Origin of the sequence: Thalassospira sp. UBA4513, from assembly GCF_002388495.1 — a bacterium.
Taxonomy (GTDB): Bacteria; Pseudomonadota; Alphaproteobacteria; order Rhodospirillales; family Thalassospiraceae; genus Thalassospira; species Thalassospira tepidiphila.
The window spans coordinates 236,343-244,619 of sequence record NZ_DGMR01000038.1 but is presented as its reverse complement, the minus strand read 5'-3'; the positions used below and the strand labels follow the sequence as shown (position 1 = coordinate 244,619).

Genomic DNA, 8,277 nt, shown 5'->3' with positions numbered 1-8,277 from the left:
GACAGCATGGCACGACGCGTTAGGCGGAAAGTACCAGACTTCATTTTTGTCCCCCTGCGGATTTATTGCCGTTATGCGAAACTCAACCTTTTGCATAGATTGTGGGCAGATTGTATACGCGATCACAAAAGAGGCAAAGCACCTTCTGTCCAAATGGTCAGTTTTCCACTCTTTGGTGTAAGTATTTGGGAATGCACGGGGTTTGGGGTGAATTAACGCGTGCAAATGGCAGGTTTCTGCGCAGCCAAAAGGTGATCGGTGGATATTCCGGTGCCGATTGGTGCTGTTTCGCGCAGGCCCGATACCCGAGTCCGGGCTGTATCAACCGTATTTGTGACCATGCGGTAGCAGGGGCAAAATCTTCCGGTTTTTCGGGCATAGCGGTTAAGATTGTCTAAACAGGTGACGCACTTTCTAACACAATGCGAATCCTTGAAAAATTTCGGAGTCGGTTAACTCTTTCATTAACTATTTCGGTTGATGCTTTCATCAAGATTTCAAGGGGGAACCTAGAAGGCATCATGACAAAAAAGACATCTTTACCACTTGATCAGGTGATGGTTGGCGATTGCATCGAGCTGATGAACAGCCTGCCGGAAAAATCCGTCGATCTGATTTTTGCCGATCCGCCCTATAACCTTCAGCTTGGTGGCGATCTTCTGCGCCCGAACAATTCCAAGGTCGACGCTGTTGACGATCATTGGGATCAGTTCGACAGCTTCCGTCACTATGACGAGTTCACCCGTGACTGGCTGACGGCGGCGCGCCGCGTGCTTAAGGACACCGGTGCGATCTGGGTGATCGGTTCGTATCACAACATTTATCGTGTTGGTAACATGCTCCAGGATATCGGGTATTGGATCCTCAATGATATCGTCTGGCGCAAAACCAACCCGATGCCGAACTTCCGCGGCAAGCGTTTCTGCAACGCGCACGAGACCCTTTTGTGGTGTTCCAAAAGCGAAGAGCAAAAGGCCATCACCTTTAACTACGAAGCGATGAAGCAGCTCAATGAAGGCCTGCAGATGCGCTCTGACTGGTTGATGCCGATTTGCTCTGGCTCGGAACGTCTTAAGGACGACAAGGGCAAGAAGGTCCATCCGACCCAGAAGCCCGAAGCATTGCTTCAGCGTGTTCTGATGGCGACCACCCGTCAGGGTGATGTGGTGCTTGATCCGTTCTTTGGCACCGGCACCACTGGTGCAGCCGCACGTCGTTTGGGCCGTCACTTCATCGGTCTGGAACGCGAAGAAAGCTATGCCGAGGCCGCGCGCGAACGCATTTCCAAGGTTCAGATGCTGGATGGCGACAGCCTTGAGCTGACCGAGTCGAAGCGTTCCCTGCCGCGTATCCCGTTTGGTGCGGTGATCGAACGTGGCCTGCTTTCGCCGGGCGACAAGATCTATGACAACCGGGGCAATGTTGCCGCCATGGTGCGTGCTGACGGCTCGATCAGTCATAAGGACAATGCCGGTTCGATCCACCAGATCGGTGCCCACGTTCAGGGCGCACAGGCTTGTAATGGTTGGACTTATTGGCATTATAAGTGCGATGGTCGACTGGTTTCGATCGACAATCTGCGCAGTCAGCTGCGTAAGGAAATGGGTCAGGTCCCCGCCTGATCCAAGCCGCAAAACTTCGGCTAAATCCTTGATGCCTAAAAGAACCGGCGTGGTTGCAAAACCCGCCGGTTTTGCTTTTGGGCAAAAATCTTGCTATATTCCGATCATCAAACTTATCCGCAAGGATAGATGGAGAAGAATATGCAAGCAGGTGCAGTAGGGGGTGCAGCATACGCACCCAACCCGGTACAAATTCAGCAGGCAGCCGCGCCAATTGCTGAAACGGGTAACAACGACCTGAATTCACCGCCGGCACAGCGGATCGAGCAAGCAGCAGAAACCGAAACGTCGCAGCAGGCAGCCCCGACCCCGGCAGAGGGCCGTGGACAGGTGATCGATATTTACGCCTGATCGCGCCGCGCGAGGTTCAAAAACAAAAAGGCCCGTGGTTCCGACCACGGGCCTTTTTAAATTGCGGTGCTTTCATTCGGCACAGCTATTTACTTCAGGCGGGCCCGTATTTCAGGGCATGACGGACGATCTTTTTCATGATGGTCGGCAGGGCAAAATCCGAAAGCCCGTCAATGGTTGTCCAACTACCGTCAAGTTTATCGGCCTGATCGCCAGGCAAGGTCGTGGCCAGCACGCTGACATTGAGATGAAAATGCGTGAAGGTATGACCAACCTTACCGTCAAGTTCCGACCAATTGGCGGATACCGGTGCTTCGGAAAGCATGACTTCATCGGGCGCGTCAATCGCGCGCCAGTCACTTCCGGGCACTTCATACAGGCCCCCCAGCAATCCCTTTTCCGGGCGGCGGCGCACCAGGATGCGGCCATCATCTTCGCGCCGGATCCAAAACGCATAGCCAACCCGGGTTGGTTTGGGTTCTTTTTTGCGTTTCTTGGGAAGGTCGGGCGCGATGCCTGATTTGCGACCTTCACAATCGGCTTGCCATGGGCAAATGCCGCATGCGGGATTGCGCGGTGTACAGACCGTCGCCCCAAGATCCATCAATGCCTGTGCATAATCGCCCGGGCGGTCGGATGGGGTCAGAGCAGCCGACTTTTCCTTGATTTCCGGTTTGACGTCGGGCAACGGCGTTTCCAGCGCAAACAGGCGTGAAATCACCCGTTCGATATTGCCATCCACCGGGCTTGCATGGCGGTTAAAGGCGATGGCGGCAACCGCGCAGGCGGTATAGGGGCCAATACCGGGCAGTTTCAGCAACCCTTCCTCGGTATCGGGAAAAACGCCGTCATATTCCGATGCGACAACCTTGGCGCATTTATGCAGGTTGCGCGCCCGTGCGTAATATCCCAGTCCCTGCCAGGCATGCAAAACATCATCAAGTTCGGCATTGGCAAGATCGGTCACGGTTGGCCAGCGTTTCAAGAACGCAGCAAAATACGGTCCCACCGTTTGCACAGTGGTTTGTTGCAGCATGATTTCGCTGAGCCAGACATGATAGGGATCTGGCGTATCGCCTGGTTCTGATCGCCAGGGCAGGGTGCGGTGATGGCGGTCGTACCACTCCAGCATGCTTGCTGCTAGGCGTTGGGTATCCTGATGGGTGAAATGCACGTCGATCCCGTGTTATGTTGTTTTGCGGACACAGACTTTTGGTCCGAAGGTATGCAGACCCTACGAAAGAAGCGGGCGTGAGCAAGAAAAAAGATAGTGTTGGTACGAAAAGTGGCTCGGTGATGGATCAGGCATCCAAATCCGTTGCGCCCAAAAAGAAGCAGGGCTTTGTCCCGCTGGGTAGCTCGGAACGTCGGATGGGCCTGCGTAATGTTGCACCGCTTGTTGGCAACCTGACCCGGCCGCTGGTGCGCAAGCGCGGCTTTTTCCAAACGGAAATCATCCTGCATTGGGCCGAGATCGTCGGACGTGATCTTGAACAATATACCATGCCGCTGAAATACAGCCCGCCGCCCAAGGAAAGCATGGCCGGTGGTACGTTGCTGATCCGGGTTGTCGGGCCGGTCGCCCTTGAGCTGCAACACCGCATGCCGCAGATCATCGAACGGGTGAACAGTTATTTTGGCTATCGCGCGATCAACAAGATCACGATGCTTCAGGGTGATATTTCACGGCCCGAACGTACCGTTCACCGCCCGACCGAGGTGCCCGAAGCCGACATCAGCCCAACCAGTCAGGCCGACCTCGAAAAGATCGAAGATCCGCATCTTCGCGAAGTTCTGACCCGCCTTGGTCGTCACATCGCTGGTGCAAGCGGCGGTTTGCGTCCGAAAACAGGCAAGAAATAACGCCCGAACGACCGTAACCCTGGGCGTTTGATAACTTGCCCAGCGGTCACGATCTGTTGTCTTGCGCGTCGTCGATAATCGAATCAGTTTCATGAAATGAACGATCACGGAGTTGCCGCAATTGCGCACCACTTTGGCGACTCGTTGGTGGCATAGCCGTTTTCGGGGGTGTGTTGACTCGCGCGCTGCAACAGGCTTGTAATCACAAAACTTTGTTTTAACGGAGGTTTCCTTGCTAAAGGCAGTTAAGTTTCTTGCTTGTGCGTTTTTGATGATGGTTGGGGTCGCAAGCACCCAACAGGCACAGGCAGTTGAATGGAAAGAACATGTGCTGGGCGATGAAAATGCGCCGGTCACGATGATTGAATATGCATCTTTGACCTGCCCGCATTGTGCGTCCTTCCACACCGAGGTTCTGCCTGAGATCAAGGAAAAGCTGATTGATACCGGCAAACTGAAACTGATCTTCCGCGACTATCCGCTGGATGGTGTTGCGCTGCGTGCGGCTGCAATCGCACAGTGCGCTGGCGAAGATCGTTATTTCGGTGTTCTGGGCATGCTGTTCAAATCCCAGATGACCTGGGCACGTTCGCAGGACCCGATTGCCAGCATCAAGGAAGTGGTCCGCTTTGCCGGCATGACTGGTGATGCGGTTGATGCCTGCATGGCCGATCAGGAACTGATTGATGGTATCGTCGGCTCACGCATGCGCGGCGAACAGGAATTCAACGTTAATTCCACGCCAAGCTTCGTTCTTGATGGCGACACCATTGCCGGTTCGCGTGACGCGGAATTCTTTATCGAAAAAGTCGAAGACCTTATCGACTAAATAAAACAATTCTGCCGGACACCGCATGTGTGGTGTCCGGCAACAAGGGACAGGGTCGGACCGGGGGACATGATTGGTCCAGTTTAAATCGCTAAAGCTGACGGGGTTCAAATCCTTCGTCGATTCAACAGATTTATTGGTTGAAGACGGGCTGACCGGTGTTGTCGGCCCGAACGGCTGTGGCAAATCCAATCTTGTCGAAGCATTGCGTTGGGTGATGGGGGAAACATCAGCCAAGCAGATGCGTGGCTCGGACATGTCCGACGTGATTTTTGGCGGTACATCGTCGCGCCCGGCGCGCAACGTTGCCGAAGTATCCGTCACCCTTGATAACAGCGAGCGCAAGGCGCCCGCGATGTTCAACGACTTTGATATGCTTGAAGTCACGCGCCGCATTGAACGTGGCGGTGGGTCGAACTATCGCGTGAATGGCAAGGATGTCCGTGCACGTGATGTGCAATTGCTGTTTGCCGATGCCGCGACCGGTGCGCGTTCAAATGCCATGGTTTCCCAAGGTAAAATTGGTGCTCTGATCGGGGCCAAACCGATCCAGCGTCGCCTGATCCTTGAAGAGGCCGCCGGTATTACCGGCCTGCATTCACGCCGCCACGAGGCAGAATTGCGCCTTAAGAATGCCGAACAGAATATGGAACGTCTTGAAGACGTTCTGTTGCAGCTTGATGGCCAGATAGCATCGCTACAAAAACAGGCAAGACAGGCCGAACGGTATCGTAAACTTTCCGAGAGTGTCCGCGAGACCGAGGCGTTGTTGTTCCACATCCGCTGGTCCGAAGCCCAAAAACGCCAGGAAGATGCGCGTGAATTGCTGGTCGCGGGCGAAAGCGCTGTGCGTGATCTGACCTCATCGGTGACCGAGGCGACCACGGTCCAGGCCCATGTGGCCGCAAGCCTGCCAGATCTTCGCAAAAAAGAGGCCGAGGCCGCCGCCGCCCTCCAGCGTCTTTTGATCGAGCGCGAAGGCCTTGATAAGGACAAGGCGCAGATCGAAACCCAGATGGGCCAATTGCGTGCCCGTATTCAGCAAATCGATGCCGACCTTGCGCGTGAGGCCGAATTGGCAAGTGATGCGCAAGGCGCGCTTGAAAAGCTCAAGAACGAGCGTGAAGAACTCCGCGAGGCCCAAGGCGGCGAAGATGACGCCCTTGATGAAGCCCGCGAAATGGCATCCGAAAAGGCGCTGCGTGTCGAAGAGCTGGAAGCCGACGTCGATCAAATGACCAACAAGGTCGCCGAGGAAGAGGCACGCCTCAAATCGGTGCAACAGCGCCTCAGCGAGCTGAATGCCCGCCGTGCGCGTCTTACCGAACGCCATGACGAGGCTGTCGCCAAGCTTGATGATATCCGGATTGAAGCCGACTTCTCTGAGGCGCTTGAAGAAGCAAGCATGCATCTTGAAGAGTGCGAGGAACTGGTCGAACAGCGCAGAATGGCCGTCGAAGAGGCCGAGATGCGCTTGGCCGAAATGCGTGACCGCGAAGATGGCCTGAAAACCGCCGAAAGCGATGCGCGCGATGCACTGCGTGATGCCGAAAGCCGCAAGGCGCGCCTGACCGCCGAGATCGACGCACTTGAAAGCCTGCTGCGTGGCGGTGACGATGATAAATATCCCGGCGTGATCGAAAACATCACGGTTCAAAGCGGCTTTGAACTTGCCATGGCAGCCGCCCTTGGTGAAGACCTTGATGCCCCGGATGCAACCGATGCCGCAATGCATTGGGCCGCCATTGACCCGGCAACTGATGATCCGGCCCTGCCGGATGGCGTGTCGGCCCTTGCCAAATATGTCGAGGCACCCGCACTTCTGAACCGGCGTCTGTGGCAGATCGGCATTGTGGAAGACGAAGCAACCGGTAACTTCCTTGCCAAAAACCTCAAGGTTGGTCAGCGCCTTGTCTCACGCGAAGGGGCCCTTTGGCGTTGGGATGGCTATCGCATTCTGGCCGGGGCGGAATTGCCCGCCGCGATCCGTCTGCGCCAGCGTAACCGACTTGATGAATTGCGCGGCGAGCTCGAAGAAGCCGATGCGGTGGTCGAAGCCGCAAGCGAGCGCGCCGAGATCGCCAGCGAAAATGTCGAACGCCTTGATGAAGAAATCGAGGCGGCTCGAACGGCCGAACAGGAAGCACACCGTGCGGTGCGCGATGCCGAAAACGCGGCGTCATCTGCACGCGAAGAAATCGCAAATATCAAACGCGATGCCAGCGCGATTGAAAGCCGCCTTCAAAACGCGGAAGAGGCCGAAAAACGCGCCAAGCAGGACCTTGATGAACTGATTGCCGAACAGGAAGAACTCGCCGCCCTGCCAGAGGAAAGCAGCGAGGGCCTGATGGAAATCAAGGCTGAGTTGATTGAAAAACGCGCCAATCTGGCCGATGCGCGTGCGGACCATATGGAAGCCCGCAGTCAGCTTGAACGCATGCAAAGCACCATGTCGGGCCGCCGCAAGCGCCTTGAATTCGTTGAAAACGAAATTGCCACATGGAACGAACGTGCATCGGGTGCCGGTGAACGGGTTGCCGAACTGCGCGAACGCCAGGAAGAAGCACGCATGGAGATCGAGGAGCTTGAACTCAAGCCCGAAGAGATCGAAGAACGCCGTGCCATCCTCTCTGACCGGATCGAACTTTCCGATCAAACCCGCAAAGATGCGGCTGATGAATTGCAGCGCGCCGAGAATGCCCAGCGCGAAGCCGATATCAACCTGCGCGAAGCCGAACAGAAACTGGCCGAAGCCCGCGAAGGTCGTGTGCGCTGTGAAGCGCTGCTTGAGCAAGCCGAACAACATCGTCGCGATCTAATCGAACGTATCCGCGAACGTGTCAATGCGACGCCCGATCAGTTGGTCGAGCTTGGCAAGATTGACCTGACCAAGGACCTGCCAAGCGAAGGCGACATCGAAGCCCGACTGCAACGCCAGACCCGCGAACGCGAAAATCTTGGTGCGGTTAACCTGCGTGCCGAGGTCGAACTGGCCGAGATGCAGGAACAGAAAGACACCATGGTGTCTGAACGCGATGATTTGATTGCCGCCATTGAAAAACTGCGCAATGGCATCAATCAGCTCAACCGCGAAGCCCGTGCCCGTTTGAAAGCGGCCTTTGACGAGGTGGACAAGCATTTCCAGCAATTGTTTGTCCGCCTGTTTGGGGGCGGCGGTGCGCACCTGATGCTGACTGATGCAGATGATCCGCTTGAAGCCGGGCTTGAGATCATGGCATCCCCGCCGGGCAAAAAGCTTCAGCATCTGTCGCTTCTGTCAGGTGGCGAACAGGCGCTGACTGCCGTGGCGCTATTGTTTGCGGTCTTCCTGACCAATCCGGCCCCGATCTGCGTCCTTGACGAGGTTGACGCCCCGCTTGATGACGCCAACGTTGACCGGTTCTGCAAGCTGTTGGAGGCCATTGGCCGCCATGCCAATACCCGCTTCCTGGTCATCACCCACCACCGTATGACCATGGCCCGCATGAACCGTCTGTTTGGGGTGACCATGGCCGAACGCGGTGTTTCGTCCCTGGTCTCGGTCGACCTGCATCAGGCGGAAGTCTATTCCAAGAAAGAACAGACCGAGCTCGACTTCACCAGCTAATCCGT

At 55.9% G+C, this 8,277-nt stretch carries 6 protein-coding genes; 5 read left to right on the top strand and 1 reads right to left on the bottom strand.

Features of this window, described 5'->3' with window-relative positions; translation table 11 throughout:
- The first annotated feature begins 521 nt into the window (after positions 1-521).
- Both B2T33_RS16740 and B2T33_RS16735 read left to right on the top strand, forming a co-directional pair.
- Positions 522-1,622, top strand: coding sequence for a site-specific DNA-methyltransferase (locus B2T33_RS16740; protein WP_063089153.1), 1,101 nt, complete (start codon positions 522-524; stop codon positions 1,620-1,622).
- A gap of 141 nt (positions 1,623-1,763) precedes the next feature.
- Positions 1,764-1,973: a hypothetical protein gene (locus tag B2T33_RS16735; RefSeq protein ID WP_252724046.1), complete on the top strand. Its 210-nt coding sequence runs from the start codon at positions 1,764-1,766 to the stop codon at positions 1,971-1,973.
- A 94-nt stretch (positions 1,974-2,067) separates the two neighbouring features.
- Here B2T33_RS16735 and mutY read toward each other — a convergent pair whose 3' ends face one another.
- Complete coding sequence (gene mutY / locus B2T33_RS16730; RefSeq protein WP_252724047.1) at positions 2,068-3,105, bottom strand: A/G-specific adenine glycosylase; 1,038 nt, start codon at positions 3,103-3,105, stop codon at positions 2,068-2,070.
- Between the two features lie 119 nt (positions 3,106-3,224).
- Between mutY and B2T33_RS16725 the strand changes: the two genes are divergently transcribed.
- From B2T33_RS16725 to smc, 3 genes are all read left to right on the top strand, one after another.
- Complete coding sequence (locus B2T33_RS16725) at positions 3,225-3,836, top strand: DUF721 domain-containing protein (protein WP_063089150.1); 612 nt, start codon at positions 3,225-3,227, stop codon at positions 3,834-3,836.
- A gap of 232 nt (positions 3,837-4,068) precedes the next feature.
- Positions 4,069-4,665, top strand: a complete 597-nt coding sequence (locus B2T33_RS16720; protein WP_063089149.1) for a DsbA family protein — start codon at positions 4,069-4,071, stop codon at positions 4,663-4,665.
- 73 nt (positions 4,666-4,738) lie between these two features.
- On the top strand, positions 4,739-8,272 hold the full coding sequence (gene smc, locus B2T33_RS16715) for a chromosome segregation protein SMC (protein WP_286792674.1): 3,534 nt from the start codon (positions 4,739-4,741) through the stop codon (positions 8,270-8,272).
- The last annotated feature ends 5 nt before the right edge of the window (positions 8,273-8,277 follow it).

Excerpts from the sequence above, each read along its gene's own strand:
- B2T33_RS16740 (WP_063089153.1), top strand. The coding sequence starts at position 522 with ATGACAAAAAAGACATCTTTACCACTTGATCAGGTGATGGTTGGCGAT.
- B2T33_RS16735 (WP_252724046.1), top strand. The coding sequence starts at position 1,764 with ATGCAAGCAGGTGCAGTAGGGGGTGCAGCATACGCACCCAACCCGGTA.
- mutY (WP_252724047.1), bottom strand. The coding sequence starts at position 3,105 with ATGCTGGAGTGGTACGACCGCCATCACCGCACCCTGCCCTGGCGATCA.